Raw genomic sequence first — 19,312 nt, forward strand, 5'->3', positions numbered from 1 at the left:
GTTAGCTGTTAGATAACGTAACGTATTTAAATTGACCTGCTACAAACACAAAGTTTGCATCAAGGTTAGCAGCATCTTTCTTGACTGCATTTTTATAAGTCCAAACTACACCTTGTTTCTCGCCATTGGCAGCTTTAAGGGTAGTCATGCTATCTGGGATACCAAATTTTAGTGACACTTTATCTGGACTGGTATTTTCTAGCATTTGATAGAATGCAACATCAGAAACAACCAAACCATTCAGATTAACGGTGCCATTATCATTGATATTTTTTTGAAATCCCATTGCACTTGCATTGATACTGCTAAAAGCAAATAAACCAATCATTAAACTACTGACTAATTGCTTTTTAATGAACTTTTGATTCATTTTTAAACTCCTCTTTTTGTTGAAAGAGTCAACACTATATCAAGAAGCTGTTGCAGATTTATGACAGCTATGTAACTGATTTGTAAAGATAAAAAAATGGGGCATTGATTATGCCCCATTGTAGCTTGAGTTATTCAAAAAGCGATTTTGCTTTATCTAACCAGCTTTTGTTTTTGGGACTGTGCTTGCCAGCATCGGCTTGTGTGCTTAATTCAAATTCACGCAGCAACTCTTTTTGTTTCTCGGTTAATTTGACTGGCGTTTCCACAACAACATGCACCATTAAATCACCTGGTTCGCTAGCGCGCAGTGGTTTAATACCTTTGCCACGCAATCTAAATACAGCGCCTGTTTGGGTCTCGGCAGGCACTTTCATTTTAGCAGAGCCGCCTAAGGTAGGCACTTCAATTTCGCCGCCCAATGTAGCAGTGGTGAAGCTAATCGGCATTTCACAATGTAAATTGCCACCATCTCGTTCAAACATATCATGTTTTTTGATGTGGACAACCACATATAAATCACCAGTTGGGCCACCATTGACGCCAGCTTCTCCTTCACCTGATAACCGAATACGGTCACCTTCATCCACACCCGCAGGTATTTTAACAGACAGTGTTTTATGTTGTTTTGTGCGGCCATCTCCATGACAGCTAGGACATTCATCTGCTTTAGCAATGGTTTTGCCTGTGCCATGACATTTAGGACACGTTTGTTGAACAGAAAAGAAGCCTTGTTGCATACGCACTTGCCCATGGCCGGCGCAGGTACTGCAGGTTGACGCTGATTTTCCGGCTTTTGCACCAGTGCCATTACAAGTTTCACAAGTGGCCATAACAGGAATACGAATTTTAGTTTCGGTTCCTTTAGCGGCTTGCTCAAGCGATATTTCCATGTTGTAACGTAAATCGGCGCCGCGATAGACATTACTGCGTTGCTGTCCGCGCCCACCACCAAAAATATCGCCGAAAATATCGCCGAACGCATCATTAAACCCGCCAGCGCCACTAAATCCACCGCCACCACCCATGCTCGGATCAATGCCAGCATGACCATATTGATCATATGCCGCACGTTTTTGGTCATCAGATAAAATCTCGTAAGCCTCTTTCGCTTCTTTAAATTTCTCTTCTGCTTTAGCGTTATCTGGATTGCGGTCAGGATGATACTTCATCGCTAATTTGCGATAAGATTTTTTGATTTCATCTGCCGACGCATCTTTATTAACGCCTAATATTTCGTAAAAATCTTTTTTTTCAGCCATATGTATCTACTTTGTTTACATTATTTTTAAATATAAAAGTCGTTAGCACCAATGATGACGCTAACGACTCGAGTGACTACATCATGCCTTAGTCTTCTTTTTTCACTTCTTCGAACTCAGCATCAACCACTTCAGCATCAATCGTTTTTTCACCATCTTTGCTTGCTTGAGCACTTTCTGTGTTGGCTTCTGCTTGTGCATTCGCATTGATTTTTTCGCCAAGTTTTTGAGAAGCTTCCATTAGCGCATTGTTTTTAGCTTCAATCGTTTCTTTATCACCGTCTTTAATTACAGACTCTAAATCTTTAATAGCCTCTTCAATTTTCGCTTTTTCATCAGCCTCAAGCTTGTCACCATATTCATCAAGTGATTTTTTCACACTATGAATCATACCGTCAGCACTGTTACGGGCATCGACTAATTCGCGTAATGCCTTATCTTCCTCAGCATGCGCTTCAGCATCTTGCTCCATACGTTGAATTTCTTCTTCGCTTAGGCCAGAGTTGGCTTTAATCGTAATTTTATTCTCTTTGCCTGTTGCTTTATCTTTTGCTGAAACATGCAAAATACCGTTGGCATCAATATCAAAAGTCACTTCAATTTGTGGCTGACCACGCGGTGCGGGTGGAATGTCACTTAAATTAAATTGACCAAGTGATTTATTGGCATTTGCCATTTCACGTTCACCTTGCAACACTTGAATCGTTACCGCATTTTGATTATCTTCTGCTGTTGAGAATACTTGTGATGCCTTAGTAGGAATGGTTGTATTCTTTTTAATGAGTTTAGTCATCACACCACCCAGTGTTTCAATACCCAAAGATAATGGCGTAACATCTAGTAGCAAGACATCTTTCACATCACCTTGTAATACGCCACCTTGAATAGCAGCACCAACAGAAACTGCTTCATCAGGGTTCACGTCTTTACGTGGCTCTTTGCCAAAAATCTCTTGCACTTTCGCTTGTACCTTAGGCATACGGCTTTGACCGCCAACCAAAATCACATCAGTAATATCAGAAGCAGAAACGCCGGCATCTTTCATGGCTGTGGTGCAAGGCGCCATGGTACGTTCAATCAAATCTTCAACCATACTTTCAAATTTAGTACGTGTAATTTTCACGACTAAATGTTTAGGTCCTGTTGCATCTGCAGTAATGTAAGGCAAGTTCACTTCTGTTTGCGTACTTGAAGAAAGCTCAATTTTTGCCTTTTCAGCTGCTTCTTTAAGACGTTGTTTCGCCAATAAGTCATTACGTAAATCTAAACCACCATTGTCTTTTTTGAATTCATCAGCCAAGAAGTCAATAATGCGATTATCAAAATCTTCACCGCCCAAGAAAGTATCACCATTGGTTGAAAGTACTTCAAATTGATGTTCACCATCAATGCTAGAAATCTCAATGATAGACACATCAAATGTACCACCACCTAAGTCATACACCGCAATCTTACGGTCACCTTCTTGTTTATCTAAACCAAATGCAAGAGCCGCCGCTGTTGGTTCATTGATGATTCGTTTTACTTCTAAACCTGCAATACGACCAGCATCTTTGGTTGCTTGGCGCTGGCTATCGTTAAAATAAGCGGGTACAGTAATCACAGCTTCTGTTACCTCTTCGCCCAAATAGTCTTCAGCTGTTTTTTTCATTTTGCGCAATACTTCTGCAGATATTTGTGGAGGCGCCATTTTTTCGCCACGCACTTCAACCCATGCATCGCCATTGTCTGCCTTAACAATTTTGTAAGGCATTAATTTAATGTCTTTTTGTACCGCAGATTCATCAAAGCGGCGACCAATTAAACGTTTTACTGCATAAAGCGTGTTTTCTGGATTGGTCACAGCTTGACGTTTTGCTGGTGCGCCCGCCAATATTTCGCCATCTTCCTGATACGCGATAATTGATGGTGTTGTGCGCGTGCCTTCAGCGTTTTCAATCACACGCGGTTTGCCGCCTTCCATTACTGAAACACAAGAGTTCGTTGTGCCCAAGTCAATACCAATAATTTTGCCCATGTTCTATTCCTTATCTTTCTAAATTGCTATATTTAATAATGTGTATTCGTTAAATAGGTATTCTTTTTTGTTGCCCTGCATCAGAGATTGGGTCGGTTTTTTCTTTTTCAAGACCCTCATTAATTCAGGGCTATTTTGCTTTTGAAACTACCACCAAAGCAGGGCGTAACACGCGCTCATTAAGCGTATAACCTTTTTGCAATACCGATAAAACAGTATTAGGCTCGCCTTCAGATTCAATTGTACTAATCGCTTGGTGTTTATTCGGATCAAACTTTTCTTCTACCGGATTGACCTCTGCGATATTAAATTTTTCAAATACGCTGAGTAATTGCTTTGCTGTTAGCTCAACACCGTTTTTATAGCTGTCCACTGTTGCACTTTCCACTGCCAGCGCCGCATCCAAACTATCTTTAACTGCTAGCAATTCACCACTAAATTTCTCCAGTGCAAACTTACGTGCCTTATCCACATCTTCAAAAGAACGACGGCGAATATTTTCACCTTCTGCCTTTACATAAAGCACCTGCGCTTTTGCCTCTTCTAGTTCTGCCTTTAATGCCTCAATCTGCGCCTCTAGTGTTAATTCAGGCGCCTCTGTTTCGGTGTTTTCCGCTTGTGATTCAATATTTTCGTCTTGTGTGTTTTGTTCGTCTGACATTGGTTTCCCTGTTCTTAAATTAATCCTGACTTTTATATGGAGATACAACCATTAATTTCAAGGCAGTTACCTCATTTTTATGTGCTTAATAGAGGATTCAGTTATTTCACTATTATTTGTTATAGGTCAAATAGTCGATTCTTCATCGGTGGGATGATTAATTACTGTCACATTTTTTAACCACGAGGTAAATAAAATGAAAGTATGGCTAGATTTATTATCAACTGATTATGGACTAATGAGCTTTATCGTTATTCTCGTAATCATTGTTGCAATGTTGGGCTTTGCTTATTTTGTTGTAAAACACCTAAGCAAATAGTGAGTATTATTTTGTTCTAAGATGATATTGCTGATAACGCATGACTTTTTAGGCAGTGACTTTCAAAATAGCCTCTAGTACTGAAGCAACAGAAGGCGTTTGTTGCACGCCACCTAAATTGATAGCCTTGCTATGAATGGAAGCCATAACACCTGTGCGTGCAGGATTTGTATCCGTATAAATAGCTACAGTTGGCTTATTTAGCGCAGCACTTAAATGTAAAAGCCCTGTGTCCACACCAATCGCCAAACGTGCCTTTTCAATAATGCTGGCCAACTCCCCAATACGCAGCTTTGGCAGCACAACAACATTATCAGTCGCGCTAGCCACTGTTTGCGCACGCTGATGTTCTGCTTCCGTTGACCACGGCATCACCAGACACAGCTGCTGCGTTGACAGTGCATTCGCCAACATTATCCAATGAGAAGTTGGCCAAAGCTTGCTATCTTTACTGGTGCCGTGTAAGCCCATTGCAAATGATTGGGGTAAAGCAAAATCAAACACATGACTAGGCGCGGTAATACCATAGTTGGGCGCGTTATCAACCAGCAGATAGCCGCAAGCTTGTGCAGCCAGTTCACGATTGCGTGTCACCGCATGCTGATCGCGTGCGACAGGATGCTGGTTGTCGTAAAAGTAACTTGCCAGAGATTCACGTGCAGAAGATTTATCCATACCACTTTTACGGCCTTGCGCAAAAGATGACATAAGCGCACTTTTAATCAATCCCTGTGTATCAATGATTAAATCATAAGGCTGTTGAGATAGTTTTTTCTTAAAACTGGCTATCTCACACCACGTTTGTTGACTAAACAATTGTTTTCGCCAACGTCTTACAGCAACCGTAAATACCTGCTTAATGGCGGGATGCAACCTAGGAATATCAGCAAAAGCCTCTTCAACCAGCCAATCAATATGGGCATCAGGATGCTGTTTTAAAATATCGGACACAACAGGTAAATTGTGAACAACATCACCTAACGACGATGTTTTAACCAGTAAAATGCGTTTCATGGCGCTATTTTCGCATACAATCAATACTTTTCTAGCTGGATTAACGAGTCATTGAAATTTGCATTCATAATTTTTAAGTACTTTCCGTTCGGAGGCATGCAACGCGACATGCTACGTACAGCTAATGAACTGGTTAAATGTGGACATAAAGTGGAAGTGTTCACTTTGAGTTGGCAGGGAGAGGTCCCTGAAAAGATGGCAGTACACCTATTGCCGCAAACTGGTTGGTTCAATTATCGGCGATATCAAAAATTTATTAAAGCCACTTTTGATAGGATTCAACAAGGTAACTTTGACTATATTATTGGCTATAACCGAATGGCGGGGCTGGATGCACACTTTGCGGCTGACCCTTGTTTTATTGAAAAGGCACACACGCAACGTAGTTTTTTATATCGTTTAATACCAAGGACGCGGTGGTTTTTGGCATGTGAAAAAGCAGTTTTTTCAGTGACATCAGTAACACATATTTTGGCAGTTTCGCTGGCTGAAAAGCGCCACTTTCAACAATGGTATGGTTTGCAAGACGAACGATTTCACTATATACCACCCTATCTTTCATCTGAGCGATTTGCCTTAGAAAACAAAGTGAAAATGCGACAATATTTGCGAACTCTTTTTGGTTTTGGCGACGCTGATTTTGTGTATTTATTAACAGGCTCTGGCTTTTCAATAAAAGGCTTAGATCGCGCTATTCTAGCCTTAGCTGCAATGCCGGAACAGTTGCGTATTAACACTAGGCTAGTAGCTGTTGGCCAAGATAATCCAAAGCAGTTTGCCAATATGGCAAAAAAACTGGGTGTGCAATCAAACGTGATTATCGCCAAAGGACGAACAGATATCCCAAGATTGATGCAAGGTGCTGATGTTTGTGTGCATCCAGCTTATCGAGAAAATACTGGTTTGGTTATATTGGAAGGCATGGCTTGTGGTGCGCCTATGTTGGTGACAGAGAGCTGTGGCTATGCCAATCATGTTGAGGCGGCAGAGGCAGGTATTGTGTCTAAAATGCCTTTTAGTCAGCAGCAATTTAATGCGGAATGGTTGATGATGCGCGAAGCATTAGCCATGGACGTTAAATCTAGACCAAAGTGGGCAGAAAACGGATTAACATACATGACTGCTATTATGGCCGCAAATGATGGCAGTGCAGAGGCGCGAATTCTAATCGATCTGGCGCAAAAGAAGTTGAATAAGGCGCATGAATAAAAGAATGAGATTTCAGCAAAAAATACGATTTGAAATGCCAATCAGTTTGCGTAAAGCACTGGGTAACGGACAACCGTCTGACACTTTCGAAAAAGCGATGAAATTAGCTGGCAAAGCATTTCGTGACGTGCCAGGCCGCAAGACCAGTCAGGTGAAGCTACAGGGCAAGCACTATTTTATCAAGCAACATTTTGGCGTGGGCTGGGGCGAGATAGTTAAAAATATACTATCATTTAAAAAACCAATTTTAGGTGCTATGACTGAAGTTGAGGCAATTCAAAAAGTGACTTCTTTAGGTATTGCAACAACCCCTTTAGTGGCTTATGGACAGCGTGGCTGCAGTCCTGCAAGCCTACAATCTTTTGTGATGACAGAAGATTTGGGGGATATTATTTCTTTAGAGGATTTATGTGCCGACTGGAAAAATAATCCACCAGAGCCTGAATTAAAGCGTAAGCTGATTATTGCCACTGCTAAATTAGCAAAGACTATTCATGAAAACGGCGTCAATCATCGTGATTTTTATTTATGTCATCTTTGCTTGGATGCTCAATACATCCATGATCAAGATTTAACAAAGATTAAGCTTTATTTGATAGATCTACATCGTGTGATTATTCACAACAGACCATCAATAAAAGCTAATATGAAAGACATCGCTGCTTTATATTTTTCTAGTTTAGATGCTGGTTTGACAGCGAGAGATTATCTTCGCTTCAAACGGTATTATCAGCAACAATCGAGTCAGTTTTGGCATGCCGTAGAAGCGAGAGCAAGCAAGCTTTATCTCAAATTTAAAAGTGAAAAGTTTCAAAAGAAACTCAGGCAACAGCGCAGTAAATTAAATTGAGTGGTCAGTCGTCTTTTTTGAAGGTGCAGGCGTTATCTAATTGTTTTGAGTGTGCGATAAAAATAAGATTAACTTAAAAGAAGTATCAAAATGGTAAACAAAACAATCATCGCTACAGTTATTGCTGCATTTGCATTAACAGGGTGTGCCAATATGTCAGAAACACAAAAGGGAACAACTAAAGGTGCTGCGATTGGTGCAGGTGTTGGTGCTGTAGTTGGCGCTGTTGCTGGTAAGGGTAAAGGCGCTGCGATTGGCGCTGCGGTAGGTGCAGGTGTTGGTGCTGTTGCTGGTAATGTGTGGTCTAAAAAGATGGAAGCACAGAAGCAAGAAATGGAGGCCGCAACACAGGGCACTGGCGTACAAGTCACACAAACAGCGGACAATCAATTGAAGCTTGAAATACCGAGTGATATTTCGTTTGCAATTGGTAGTGCGCGAGTGGATTCAAATTTTCAAATTGTGCTAGATACTTTTGCCGCAGGATTGGTGCAAAATCCAGTTACAACGCTCACGATTATTGGGCACACAGACAGCTCTGGTTCAGACGCTGTTAATAATCCACTATCATTAAGGCGCGCAAATAGTGTGCGAGATTACTTGGGCACTAAAGGCGTTGTATCTAGCCGCATCTCAACAGAAGGACGTGGCTCGCGCGAACCATTGGTTGCGAACGATACAAAAGCGAACATGGCTAAAAATCGCCGTGTTGAGATTTATGTTAAAGAGTCTGTGACATCAGAAGCCACAAGCAACTAATTAAATGTTCAATAAACAAAAAACCGAACTTATTGTGTTCGGTTTTTTATATTCCCAATTGCGCGTTCATCGATTCACTTTAGATTTCCTACTTATTTTATAACGATTGTAATTCCAATAATATTGACTTGGATGTTGTGCTATTTGGGTTTCAATCGCTTTGTTCAGTAAGTCTGGGGTTGCAATAGAGGTTACATGGCTTAAGTGTAAAATATAGCCTTTGCCATTGGATAGGCGCTCACCGAAAGCCATGATGACGGTAGCGCCTGTTTTTTCTGCTAACTTGCTAGCTAATGTCATTGTGTATGCTGGTTTGCCAAAAAAATCTGCCCAAACACCTTCCCCGGCTGCTGGAATTTGATCGGGCAATATGCCAATCGCCTCTCCTTTTTTTAAGGCTTGAAGTAGTTTTCTTACACCATTGGTATTGGCTTCTGCTAAGGTGATGTTGTGGCGTTTACGATTGCTAACAAGCGGGACCAACCATTTTTTTTTGGGTGGACGATACAAGACTGTGATTGGGTGATGTAATGCATAATACAAAGAAGTAATCTCAAAACAACCCATGTGGGGCGTAAGGAAAATAATACCTTTATTGCGTTTTATTGCGGCCTCTACCTGTTGCCAACCTTCAACATGCCGCATCAATTGCGCAATTTTTTGATTATTGCTATACCAAATAAAAGGTGTTTCTAAAATTGCTTTGCCGATTGCAATAAAGCTTTGTTTGACCGATGTATTGATTTGATTTGAAAATAACTGGCTTTGCTTAATATTACTAACCGTGCGAGATTTTGCCTTTAGCGCAAACAAAAACAGCGTGCGGCCCAATACACTGCCTAATAAATGCAATATAGATAAAGGTAGTAAGGATAACGGTTTAAGGATAAGTCTCAACATACGTTTGCCATTATAAGCGCAAACAAGATTAACGCATCATTTGCTGATTGATGGCTGATATAATGCCAACATCAGAATAGATATGCGATGAAATCATCGTTTCAGTGTGAACATTACTTGCAATTATTACACAACATCAAATGCATGATTTGGGGCGGTTGATATTGCTAAATATTCAGTCATTGGATTTTATTATTGAACGATTGTTTATCAATCGACAAAACATGCCGCAACAAAAAAATGCTTACACTAGTGCGAACAGTATGATGTTAAAAGTTGATTAAATACTATGCAGATAATAGCGAAAAAAGAGAATGCCAGTTTGTTAGCCAGTTTTGGCATTCACACATCCATGCTTACCTTAGATGATGCCAGTAGTTTAACTGCTTTAGAAGTGGTACGTTATGTGCCTAAACGTCGTTGTGTTTGCAAGGCGATTTGGCGTGGGAAGCCGGTGTATGCCAAGCTTTTTTTTGGTCAAAAAGCTGCACATTATGCTTTGCGAGATGTGCAGGGTATTGAGGCGCTTCAAAAAGCAAAAATATTAACCCCGGCAATATTAAAGCAAGGTGCGCTGGCTTATGATCAAGCCTATATCGTTATTGTTGAAGCTATTGCACATTCAGAAAATGCAGAAGACATTTGGAAAAATGCCAACGATTTTGTGCGTATTGAACTAGCGCATCAGCTAATACAAACTATAGCCCAACACCATGAAGCTGGTTTATTACAAACGGATATGTATTTGAAGAACTTTTTAATTCAATATGATGCTATTTACACCATTGATGGGGATGGTATTCGTACTTTTAAAAAGTTGTCTTTAAAGAAAACGCATCATAACCTTTGCCAGCTATTGTCAAAATTTGATGTGTTAACGCTTGATGGGCACCTTTCTTCTTTGTTAGAACAGTATGCAAATGCTCGACCATGGCATCCACCAATCAATCCGAATAAGCTTAAATTATTGATTGATGCGGCAAGAAAAAAAATAGCATCGGCTTATGCGGATAAAAAAGTATTTAGACAATGTACTGATGTGACTGTCAGTAATAGAAGCGGTACATTTGTTGCGATCAGTGCGGACGCTATAACGCCTGATTTTCCACAAACTGCAATAGCGCTAGACGCTTATTTTACGCCTGCGCATCTCATAAAAAATGGCAATACTTGCACAGTCGTATCTGCCCCAATAGGCGCGCTTGATGTGGTGATTAAACGATACAATATTAAGCATATTTGGCACAGAATTAGCCGCACACTGAGGCGCTCTCGAGCCTCTATTTCTTGGTCAAACGCACATCGCATGCAACTGTTAGGTTTGCTTACAGCAAGACCGATAGCCTTGGTAGAAACAAAAAGATTCATCTTTAAAGATAAGGCTTATTTTTTGACCGAATATGTAGATGCTCCAGATATAGCAGACTTTTTTGCAAATACTCAGGATAAGCAGCTACGATCAGAAGCAATTAAACAAGCTGTACAATTGTTTTATCGGCTGTATTTATTACAGCTATCGCATGGCGACATGAAAGCAAGTAATGTAAAAGTGCTGTCAGATGGCAAGCCATTGTTGATTGATTTAGATAGTATGCGCCAACATCGGTATACTTTTTTTGCAAAAAAAAATCATGCACGCGACATTAAGCGGTTTATGCAAAATTGGAAAGACACGCCTTCACTGTATAATGCGTTTATGAAAGTATTTCAAGTTGTTTATGTCGATCACGCACCATTGCGAATGGCACAAATTTTAGAATAATCACACTGAGTTAAATAACATGATTGTATTGGGTTTATCTGGCGCTTTAAGCCATGACGCATCTGCCGCTATTTTGGTTGATGGAAAAATAATCGCAGCAGCAGAAGAAGAGCGCTTTCTTCGCGATAAACATGCTAAAAATAAGTTTCCATACGAAGCGGCAAAGTTTTGTCTCAAGCAAGCGGGTGTGAACCCTGAGGATGTTGATATTGTTGCTTTTCCTTATGCAGAAATTCCATTAAATACCAAAGCACGCTGGCACTTTGCAAAGCGGCATTGGTATGCGCCAGATCGCGCTTTAGATGCGATTTTTAACGGTAATCGCCGTTTTAGACGTAATCGTGATAAATCACTTGCATTAATGAAAGAGTTGGGCTTAACCAATGCTAAATTTGTACCTGTTGAGCATCATTTGTCACACGCTTCTAGTGCCTATCATTTAAGTGGCTTTACAGAAAAAACCGCCATTATCGGCATTGATGGTAAAGGTGAATATGCGACTACCTTCTTTGGCTACGGTGAACATGGCAACATTCACAAAATTAAAGAGTTTTATGACCCAGATTCCTTAGGCGGTTTATATGGCGCGATGACGGAATATTTAGGTTTTGATATGTTGGACGGCGAATTTAAAGTCATGGGGATGGCACCGTATGGCGACCCAACTAAGTATGATTTATCTGATTTGGCTAAGTTTGAAAATGGCGAGTTGATTGTTAATACGAAACTAGTCAATGTGGTGGGTTTACGTCGCTACAAAGAAAATGGCAAAGGCTATTATTTCACCCCAGAACTCATCAAACGCCTTGGTCCAAAACGGCATGGCGATGAAATTGACGATCCCTATATCCATTACGCGGCTTCTATTCAAGCGCTGTTAGAAAAATTAGCGCTAGAAATGATTGAATATTACCTAGGCGATATTATTCGTGAAACAGGCAAGATCGCAATGGCGGGCGGTGTGGCGCTGAATGTGAAACTCAATCAACGTATTATTAGCTTGCCCTATGTCAAAGAGCTGTTTGTGCAACCCGCTTCAGGTGATAATGGTACTTCACTTGGTGCCGCCACATACGCGGCACATTTGGCTGGCGAAACTATCCATAAAATGGAACACGCTTATCTTGGCCCTTCGTTTACAAATGAAGAATGTATTGCAGCTTGCGAAGCACATCCAGAAAAACCAGTGTTTACCCGTGTTAAAGAGGGCCCTAAAAAAGCAGCTGAATTGTTAGCAGCGGGCAATCCTCTGGCTTGGTTTCAGGGGCGAATGGAATTTGGACCACGCTCACTTGGTTGTCGTAGTATTCTAGGAGACCCTAGTTACCCTGGTGTTGCTGATCGGATAAATGCACAAATTAAATACCGTGAACGCTGGCGCCCATTTTGTCCCAGTATGCTAGATACGGTGGCAGAGGATTTATTGCAAACTAGCCATCCTGCACCTTATATGACCTTTACCTTTGATGTGAATCCGGCATGGAATGATCGCATTCCTGAGGTTGTGCATGAAGATGGTACTGCCCGTGCGCAAGTGGTCACACGCGAGACCAATCCGCGCTATTATGCATTAATCGAACATCTAGAAAAGTTACGTGGCAATGCCGTTGTTCTCAACACCTCGCTCAATCGCCGTGGTGAGCCTATGATTTGTAGTCCGACTGATGCATTGAATATGTTTTATGGCTGTGACTTAGAGTATTTAATGTTAGAAGATATTTTGGTAACAAAAAAATGATTTATTTTAAGATGTAAGTGGTTATTTTTTAAAAAGAAATTGCATCTGATTATTTATGTTATTTGACGAAAATCCCTCTTTTAAGCGATAATCAGACGTTAATTAATTAAATTCTGCATAGTTTGCAGTATCAAATAAGTGAGTTGAATCAAGTATGAAACAATCCCATGTAGAAGTGACAGAACGCATCATTGAAGTAAGCCGTCCTACTCGTACTGCCTATTTACAACGATTAGATGAAATAGCGAATCGCGACAGAGGTGCAGATCGACTAGGTTGCGCAAATGTGGCACACGCTTTTGCGGCCATGCCAACAAATGATAAATTTAAGGTTGTGGCAGAAAAAGCGCCAAATATTGGTATTGTGACGGCATACAACGATATGCTGTCTGCGCATCAGCCTTATTGGTCATATCCAGGCATTATTAAAGATGAGGCTTCTAAGTTGGGTGCTACCGCCCAAGTAGCTGGTGGTGTACCTGCTATGTGTGATGGTATTACGCAAGGTGAGCCTGGCATGGAATTATCTTTATTTAGCCGTGACACCATTGCAATGAGCACTGCCATTGCGTTGTCTCATGATGTATTTGATGCCGCTTTATTATTAGGCGTTTGTGACAAGATTGTGCCCGGATTGTTGATTGGTGCTTTGCACTTTGGTCACTTACCCTGTGTTTTTGTCCCTGCTGGTCCAATGAGTACTGGTATTGATAACACCTCAAAATCAAAAGTGAGAGAGCAATATGCGCAAGGCTTAATTGGAAGAGAAGAATTATTGGCGTCTGAATCTGCTGCTTATCATGGCGCTGGAACCTGTACTTTTTATGGTACAGCAAACAGTAATCAAATGTTAATGGAGGCTATGGGCTTGCATGTGCCAGGCTCGGCTTTTATTCACCCGCATGATGGTATGCGAGAGCTGTTGACGCGTGAGGCAGTAAAAATGGTGTTGGAAAATACCAAACAAAAACATTACACACCGATTGGTAAACTGGTCGATGAGCATGTGATTGTCAATGCCATGGTGGCATTATTGGCGACAGGGGGATCAACCAATCACTTAATTCACTGGGTGGCTATTGCGCGTGCTGCAGGCATTATCATCGATTGGACAGATTTCTACCATTTGGCAAAAACAACGCCATTACTTGCTAAGGTCTATCCTAATGGGATAGCCGATGTGAATCAGTTTCAAGATGCCGGTGGTCCAGCATTTATAATTCGTGAATTAATTGATGCAGGCTATATGTACCCAGATGTATTTACCGTTTCTTATGGCGGGTTGCGAGATTATGGCAAATTGCCAGTTCAAGAAGAAAATAAATTAGTGTGGAAAGATTTACCAAAAGAGAGTAAAGATGAGTTGATTGTGCGCAATGCAGAACATCCATTCGACCCTTCTGGTGGCTTGCGTTTGCTGAAAGGCAACCTTGGACGAAGTGTGATTAAAATTTCAGCAGTGCCAGAAGATCGTCACATTATCGAGGCGCCGGCCATTGTATTTGATGCGCAAGAAGAATTGCTTGAAGCATTTGATAGAGGTGAACTTGAGAGAGATTTTGTTGCGGTTGTCCGCTTCCAAGGACCAAAAGCCAATGGAATGCCAGAGCTTCATAAATTAACGCCACCTTTGGCTGTTTTACAAAATAAAGGCTTTATGGTGGCGATTGTCACAGATGGACGCATGAGTGGTGCATCAGGAAAAATTCCTGCGGCAATTCATTTAACACCTGAGGCTTCTGCGGGTGGCGCGTTAGCAAAAGTACGTACTGGCGATATTATTCGTTTGAATGCCAAAGTTGGTATGGTCAATGTGTTGGTGGATGAGGATGTGTGGGAAGAGCGTGAAGTCGAAGCACTTTCCGATGAAAAACGTCATGCTAACGAACATGGGATCGGACGCGAGCTATTTGGTGGCATGCGTAAAAATGTATTGTCTGCTGAAGAAGGCGCTATTACCTGGCTATAATTAGCTTGAAAATACAATTGATGCCGCATTGCATTCGCTAGTCGTACTTATCGTACTGCCTTCGCTCAAGTGCCTTGCCTCGATTGATTTTAAAGCTAATTCGACTACTTTAATGGTTATAAAGAATTTATTAAATCAATATTGAGAGAAATATGAATACATTAGATTTAGCAAAAGAAGGCCCAGTTATCCCAGTGATTGTGATTAACAAAGTGGAAGATGCTGTGCCAATGGCTGAAGCATTGCTTGAAGGGGGTATCAGAGTGTTAGAAGTAACACTACGTTCTCCAGTCGCATTACAAGCAATGGAGCAAATTGCTAAACATGTGCCTGATGCAATTTTGGGTTCAGGAACCGTGCGCAGCTTGCAAGATGCGAAAAACTCACTAGAAGTAGGTTGCAAATTTGCGGTCAGTCCAGGTTATACAGCAGCACTTGGTCAGTATGCACGTGAAATTGGCTTGCCGTTGCTGCCAGGGGTTTCAACTGGTTCAGAAATCATGATGGCAAATGCAGATGATTATTACTTTTTAAAACTATTTCCAGCGGTGGCTGTTGGTGGCATTAATTTGCTTAAAGGTTTTGCAGGTCCATTTGCGGATGTCATGTTCTGTCCAACAGGCGGTGTTAAAGTAGAATCTGCACCAGAATTTTTAGCGTTACCGAATGTGGTTGTATGCGGCGGCACTTGGTTAACCCCAGCTGACGCATTAGCGAATAAAGACTGGGCACACATTACCAAATTGGCCAAAGAGGCCAGTGCAATTAAAGCTGCTTAAGTTTCTCAACGGTAATACAAAAGTTTTGTACCAAAAGGTACAAAACTTTTTTCTTAATAAAAACAAAAATATATTTTCAAAGCTGTTTTGTGTAGAGGTAATCACCTTGACTGTAGAAGTAGGAAAATATAAAACAATTGTATTTGATTGTGATGGCGTTATATTAGATTCGAATATTACAAAGATAGATTCTTATTTTCGAACCGCCAAAAAATTAGGTGCGACGGATGCGCAAGCGCAGGCTTTAGTGGATCATCATGTCGAATTTGGTGGTATTTCACGTTATCCAAAGTTTGTTTGGTATATTACAGAAGTGCTGAAACAAGAGCCTACAAAAGCGCTTGTACAAGAGTATTTGGATGCATTTAGTCTAGCAGTGAGCAAAGGGTTGATGCGTTGCAAAATAGCGGATGGCTTACAAGCGCTGCGCGAAGCGTATCCAAACACCAAATGGTTGGTCGTGTCAGGTGGCGATCAACAAGAAATCCGAGACTTGTTCCACAAACGCGAGCTAGCCAACTTGTTTGATAGTGGTTTGTTTGGCAGCCCCGATAATAAAGACACGATACTCACACGCGAGATAGAAAGTGGCAATATTGTCTTTCCAGCATTATTTATCGGAGATAGTAAATACGATTACGCCTCTTCCAAACGCGCAGGGTTAGATTTTGTTTTTTTAAGTGACTGGACAGATGTGCCAGACTGGAAAGTGTTCACTAGTGAACATGGTATTCAAGTGCTACAGAATATTAATGCTTTAACGAAGTAAACATGTCGGCTTTTTGAAGTGCTTTCTAGTTGATTGTGGCAACGACACCAGCGACAACGTCGTCAGGAATCTATCTTTTAGTGCACAGTAACAATTAAAAATGTAACGCGCGAGAAAAACACGAAGCGCCAACCAATCAATCGCTTGCATTTAAATAACACAGATTATTGATAGCCGTTAGGGTTATTAAATTGCCAACGCCAAGCATCTCTACACATTTGATGGATATCAAACCTTGCAGTCCAGTTTAGTAACTCTTTTGCAAGATTGACATCTGCGTAGCAAGAGGCGATGTCACCAGGACGCCTCGGACATATTTTGTATGCAATTTTTCTATTACTGGCTTTCTCAAAAGCATGAATAACGTCAAGTACACTATAACCGATTCCGGTACCTAAATTGAGTGTCACTATGCCATGATTCTTTGTTGCATAATCAAGTGCTGACAAATGACCAATAGCCAAATCTACTACATGGATATAGTCTCGAACACCAGTTCCATCTGCGGTATCGTAATCACCACCAAACACATTAAGATAGTCATGTTTTCCAATTGCTACTTGAGTAATAAATGGCATTAGGTTGTTGGGCAAACCATTTGGATCTTCACCTATTAGACCGCTCTCATGAGCGCCTACTGGATTAAAATAGCGCAAAACAGCAATAGACCATTTTGCATTTGATTGGTGTATGTCATTCAGTATTCTCTCTATCATCAGCTTGCTAGTACCATAAGGGTTTGTTGTTGCCCCAACTGCAGAAGTTTCATTAATCGGCATTTTATTAGGTGCCCCATATACGGTAGCAGAAGAGCTAAATACCAAATTGAACACTTTGTTCTCGTCCATGATTTCGCATAGTGTAATCGTACTTAAGATATTGTTATCGTAATATTTTAAAGGTTCGGCCATAGATTCACCGACCGCTTTAAGACCAGCGAAATGAATGACAGCTTCAATCTTATGCTTATTAAACACCTCGCGTAACGCAGATTTATCGCGCACATCCATTTGGTAAAAAATAATTTTTTTACCAGTAATCGACTCCACACGTTTTAAGGATTCAGCTTTGCTGTTGCAGAGGTTATCAATAGCCACAATTTCAACGTTAGCATTTAAAAGCTCAATGCAAGTATGCGAACCGATGTAACCTGCTGCGCCTGTGATTAGAATCATATTTTGATTGATGTATTTTAGGTTGAATGTAACTATTGAAGATCAGTTAATTTTTCTGCAAACATCCAATCCATTTGTCTTGGTTTGGCTCCGCAATGACTAACTTTATATCCAGCTCTGGTGAGAAAGTCTTTTACAAACTCACGGGTTCTAAATTGCTCGCCATCACCGCGGTCTGCGCGAAAATCATGGGCTGAAATAATGATCCTTTTAATGTTACTATAGTCAGCTATCATCGGTAACAAAAATTTTTCCCCACCTTCTATATTAATTTGAAGTAAGTCAACTTCCTGAATTTGGTATTTGGATAAAAATGTAGGCCAATCGATGCTTTGTACTTCAATGTATCCTCTTTCACTGGTAGATACTGCAGTGTAATTAATTGCGCTATTTAAAAACAAACTCTCATGATTAGCATTTATTGCCAGATTACAAGCAGTGTAAGTGTCTTTTTGATTGAAAGTGTTACTTAAAAGCTCGTATAAATAAGGCTGTACTTCAATACCAATATAGCGAATATCATTCGCTTTATTAGCCAACCAGATAGCCTCATGGCCTAGGCCAGCCCCTACACAGACAACAACATCATTTTCTTTTGGCATGTAATGTTGATAATAGTAGCGTGTGCAAAGTTTATGAAGACTTTTCTCGCTTAGATATTCGGTATGATTTCTCAGATAGACCCTACTATTTCCCACCATCTGAAATAAAAACCCTGTTTTATTGCAATAACGAGTCTGTACTTTGCTTGAGATGGCTTTTTGAAAGGCTTTAAGTTTAAGTGTAAAAGATTTGCTCAATAAATTCATTTTGTCGGTTTCAGTATTTAGTATATTGCTTTTGTTTGATGGTGTTTGTAGAAAGAAATTATAAACTTTTTAAAATAAGGCCATCTTAAAATAATTGATTTATCAAGCTTAAATGCTTGGACAAAGAAAATATTATTTTGCAAATGCCTATTACTTTCATGACTCACCCTAGATAGTGATAGGAGCCTTTGAACTAAAAATGGTTTTTTTAATGATTGTAACGCTTTTGGTATGCGATTAATGTTAAACACTTCTTCTACAAGGTGTAAACCAACACTTTCTGAATATTCAACGTTATGCCTTAAGCTATCATCATGTTTGTGGATGTTAGCTAGTGGAAAACTTAAAGTGCTACAATTAAAGTTAACCAATGTATAGGCAAACATAGCTAAATCTTCTGAATTCCTAAAATGTTCTGGGTAGACGTAATTGGTGAATATTGAATTATGCATGACACAGGCACCATTTGAGATGCTGATGGTTTTGTCTATCAGGTATGCCTTTAATTTATCATAAGATGATTCTGGTAATTGGTTGGGAAGGTGCATCTTTTTCTTGCTATTTTGATTGATTGAAACGTGCCCACCAATCACAAATCGACTTTCTGGATTTTGTTTTAAATGCAATCGAATGTTATATATAGCGTCGGTGTGTAGTTCATCATCAGCATCCAGAAAAATTAAATAGTCCCCTTTTGCAAGACGAATACCTTCATTTCTAGTTGAGGCTAGGCCGCCATTTTGTTTATTTATTACGAGTATATTGTTATATTTTAAAGTTAAACTAGCTAGTAAATCCGCCGTTTTGTCGGTAGAACCATCGTTTATAATGATTAGCTCACAGTTCTCATCTAACTGCTTATGAGCGGATATAATTGCCCGCTCTAGTGTGTGCGCATAATTGTAAGCTGGGATAATAATGCTAATTACAGGTGCTTGAATATTAGGCATT

General features: G+C 40.4%; 18 protein-coding genes. 9 read left to right on the forward strand and 9 right to left on the reverse strand.

Translation table 11 applies throughout. From position 1 onward, the window contains the following. Position 1 precedes the first annotated feature (1 nt). The 4 genes from KFB94_08030 to grpE form a co-directional block, all read right to left on the reverse strand. The gene (locus tag KFB94_08030; protein QVL45199.1) at positions 2-370 is read right to left on the reverse strand and encodes a hypothetical protein; all 369 of its coding nucleotides are present in this window, start codon (positions 368-370) and stop codon (positions 2-4) included. Positions 371-500: 130 nt separating this feature from the next. Continuing rightward, positions 501-1,631, reverse strand: a complete 1,131-nt coding sequence (gene dnaJ, locus KFB94_08035; protein ID QVL45200.1) for a molecular chaperone DnaJ — start codon at positions 1,629-1,631, stop codon at positions 501-503. 88 nt (positions 1,632-1,719) lie between these two features. After that, positions 1,720-3,648 (reverse strand): molecular chaperone DnaK, encoded by a 1,929-nt coding sequence (gene dnaK / locus KFB94_08040; protein ID QVL45201.1) that lies wholly within the window; start codon positions 3,646-3,648, stop codon positions 1,720-1,722. Positions 3,649-3,778: 130 nt separating this feature from the next. Next, positions 3,779-4,309 carry a nucleotide exchange factor GrpE gene (gene grpE / locus KFB94_08045; protein ID QVL45202.1) on the reverse strand — a complete coding sequence of 177 codons (531 nt, stop codon included), beginning with the start codon at positions 4,307-4,309 and terminating at the stop codon, positions 3,779-3,781. Positions 4,310-4,505: 196 nt separating this feature from the next. Here grpE and KFB94_08050 point away from each other — a divergent pair, with 196 nt between their 5' ends. Next, positions 4,506-4,628: a DUF3149 domain-containing protein gene (locus KFB94_08050; protein QVL45203.1), complete on the forward strand. Its 123-nt coding sequence runs from the start codon at positions 4,506-4,508 to the stop codon at positions 4,626-4,628. Between the two features lie 48 nt (positions 4,629-4,676). On the opposite strand, the gene waaC is transcribed toward KFB94_08050, so the two are convergent. Continuing rightward, positions 4,677-5,642 (reverse strand): lipopolysaccharide heptosyltransferase I, encoded by a 966-nt coding sequence (gene waaC / locus KFB94_08055; GenBank protein QVL45204.1) that lies wholly within the window; start codon positions 5,640-5,642, stop codon positions 4,677-4,679. 51 nt (positions 5,643-5,693) lie between these two features. On the opposite strand from waaC, the gene KFB94_08060 reads away from it, so the two are divergent. The 3 genes from KFB94_08060 (at position 5,694) to KFB94_08070 (ending at position 8,460) form a co-directional block, all read left to right on the forward strand. Further along, positions 5,694-6,851, forward strand: a complete 1,158-nt coding sequence (locus KFB94_08060) for a glycosyltransferase family 4 protein (protein ID QVL45205.1) — start codon at positions 5,694-5,696, stop codon at positions 6,849-6,851. Between the two features lie 34 nt (positions 6,852-6,885). Further along, positions 6,886-7,701, forward strand: a complete 816-nt coding sequence (gene rfaP / locus KFB94_08065; protein QVL46633.1) for a lipopolysaccharide core heptose(I) kinase RfaP — start codon at positions 6,886-6,888, stop codon at positions 7,699-7,701. Positions 7,702-7,791: 90 nt separating this feature from the next. After that, positions 7,792-8,460 carry an OmpA family protein gene (locus KFB94_08070; GenBank protein QVL45206.1) on the forward strand — a complete coding sequence of 223 codons (669 nt, stop codon included), beginning with the start codon at positions 7,792-7,794 and terminating at the stop codon, positions 8,458-8,460. 66 nt (positions 8,461-8,526) lie between these two features. On the opposite strand, the gene KFB94_08075 is transcribed toward KFB94_08070, so the two are convergent. Next, the gene (locus tag KFB94_08075) at positions 8,527-9,360 is read right to left on the reverse strand and encodes a lysophospholipid acyltransferase family protein (protein ID QVL45207.1); all 834 of its coding nucleotides are present in this window, start codon (positions 9,358-9,360) and stop codon (positions 8,527-8,529) included. Positions 9,361-9,649: 289 nt separating this feature from the next. Here KFB94_08075 and KFB94_08080 point away from each other — a divergent pair, with 289 nt between their 5' ends. The 5 genes from KFB94_08080 (at position 9,650) to KFB94_08100 (ending at position 16,377) form a co-directional block, all read left to right on the forward strand. Further along, positions 9,650-11,122, forward strand: coding sequence for a hypothetical protein (locus KFB94_08080; protein QVL45208.1), 1,473 nt, complete (start codon positions 9,650-9,652; stop codon positions 11,120-11,122). Positions 11,123-11,141: 19 nt separating this feature from the next. Beyond that, on the forward strand, positions 11,142-12,860 hold the full coding sequence (locus tag KFB94_08085) for a carbamoyltransferase (GenBank protein ID QVL45209.1): 1,719 nt from the start codon (positions 11,142-11,144) through the stop codon (positions 12,858-12,860). Between the two features lie 154 nt (positions 12,861-13,014). Continuing rightward, complete coding sequence (edd, locus tag KFB94_08090; protein ID QVL45210.1) at positions 13,015-14,829, forward strand: phosphogluconate dehydratase; 1,815 nt, start codon at positions 13,015-13,017, stop codon at positions 14,827-14,829. Positions 14,830-14,981: 152 nt separating this feature from the next. After that, a complete protein-coding gene (gene eda, locus KFB94_08095; GenBank protein QVL45211.1) occupies positions 14,982-15,608 on the forward strand; it encodes a bifunctional 4-hydroxy-2-oxoglutarate aldolase/2-dehydro-3-deoxy-phosphogluconate aldolase in 627 nt (208 codons plus the stop codon). Positions 15,609-15,714: 106 nt separating this feature from the next. Then, positions 15,715-16,377: an HAD family hydrolase gene (locus KFB94_08100; GenBank protein ID QVL45212.1), complete on the forward strand. Its 663-nt coding sequence runs from the start codon at positions 15,715-15,717 to the stop codon at positions 16,375-16,377. Positions 16,378-16,541: 164 nt separating this feature from the next. Here the strand turns inward: KFB94_08100 and galE are convergent, their stop codons facing one another. From galE to KFB94_08115, 3 genes are read right to left on the reverse strand one after another with little or no spacing between them, the layout of a single operon-like run. Then, the gene (galE, locus tag KFB94_08105) at positions 16,542-17,552 is read right to left on the reverse strand and encodes a UDP-glucose 4-epimerase GalE (GenBank protein QVL45213.1); all 1,011 of its coding nucleotides are present in this window, start codon (positions 17,550-17,552) and stop codon (positions 16,542-16,544) included. A gap of 32 nt (positions 17,553-17,584) precedes the next feature. Then, positions 17,585-18,361, reverse strand: coding sequence for an FkbM family methyltransferase (locus KFB94_08110; GenBank protein QVL45214.1), 777 nt, complete (start codon positions 18,359-18,361; stop codon positions 17,585-17,587). Positions 18,362-18,378: 17 nt separating this feature from the next. Further along, positions 18,379-19,311 (reverse strand): glycosyltransferase family 2 protein, encoded by a 933-nt coding sequence (locus tag KFB94_08115; GenBank protein ID QVL45215.1) that lies wholly within the window; start codon positions 19,309-19,311, stop codon positions 18,379-18,381. Position 19,312: the final 1 nt, after the last annotated feature.

The organism is Methylophilaceae bacterium (genome assembly GCA_018398995.1).
Taxonomy (GTDB): Bacteria; Pseudomonadota; Gammaproteobacteria; order Burkholderiales; family Methylophilaceae.

Coding starts and splice junctions, on each gene's coding strand:
- KFB94_08070 (QVL45206.1), top strand. CDS start 7,792: ATGGTAAACAAAACAATCATCGCTACAGTTATTGCTGCATTTGCATTA.
- KFB94_08110 (QVL45214.1), bottom strand. CDS start 18,361: ATGAATTTATTGAGCAAATCTTTTACACTTAAACTTAAAGCCTTTCAA.
- grpE (QVL45202.1), bottom strand. CDS start 4,309: ATGTCAGACGAACAAAACACACAAGACGAAAATATTGAATCACAAGCG.
- rfaP (QVL46633.1), top strand. CDS start 6,886: ATGCCAATCAGTTTGCGTAAAGCACTGGGTAACGGACAACCGTCTGAC.
- KFB94_08115 (QVL45215.1), bottom strand. CDS start 19,311: ATGCCTAATATTCAAGCACCTGTAATTAGCATTATTATCCCAGCTTAC.
- dnaK (QVL45201.1), bottom strand. CDS start 3,648: ATGGGCAAAATTATTGGTATTGACTTGGGCACAACGAACTCTTGTGTT.
- edd (QVL45210.1), top strand. CDS start 13,015: ATGAAACAATCCCATGTAGAAGTGACAGAACGCATCATTGAAGTAAGC.
- waaC (QVL45204.1), bottom strand. CDS start 5,642: ATGAAACGCATTTTACTGGTTAAAACATCGTCGTTAGGTGATGTTGTT.
- KFB94_08085 (QVL45209.1), top strand. CDS start 11,142: ATGATTGTATTGGGTTTATCTGGCGCTTTAAGCCATGACGCATCTGCC.
- KFB94_08050 (QVL45203.1), top strand. CDS start 4,506: ATGAAAGTATGGCTAGATTTATTATCAACTGATTATGGACTAATGAGC.
- galE (QVL45213.1), bottom strand. CDS start 17,552: ATGATTCTAATCACAGGCGCAGCAGGTTACATCGGTTCGCATACTTGC.
- dnaJ (QVL45200.1), bottom strand. CDS start 1,631: ATGGCTGAAAAAAAAGATTTTTACGAAATATTAGGCGTTAATAAAGAT.
- KFB94_08080 (QVL45208.1), top strand. CDS start 9,650: ATGCAGATAATAGCGAAAAAAGAGAATGCCAGTTTGTTAGCCAGTTTT.
- eda (QVL45211.1), top strand. CDS start 14,982: ATGAATACATTAGATTTAGCAAAAGAAGGCCCAGTTATCCCAGTGATT.
- KFB94_08030 (QVL45199.1), bottom strand. CDS start 370: ATGAATCAAAAGTTCATTAAAAAGCAATTAGTCAGTAGTTTAATGATT.
- KFB94_08075 (QVL45207.1), bottom strand. CDS start 9,360: ATGTTGAGACTTATCCTTAAACCGTTATCCTTACTACCTTTATCTATA.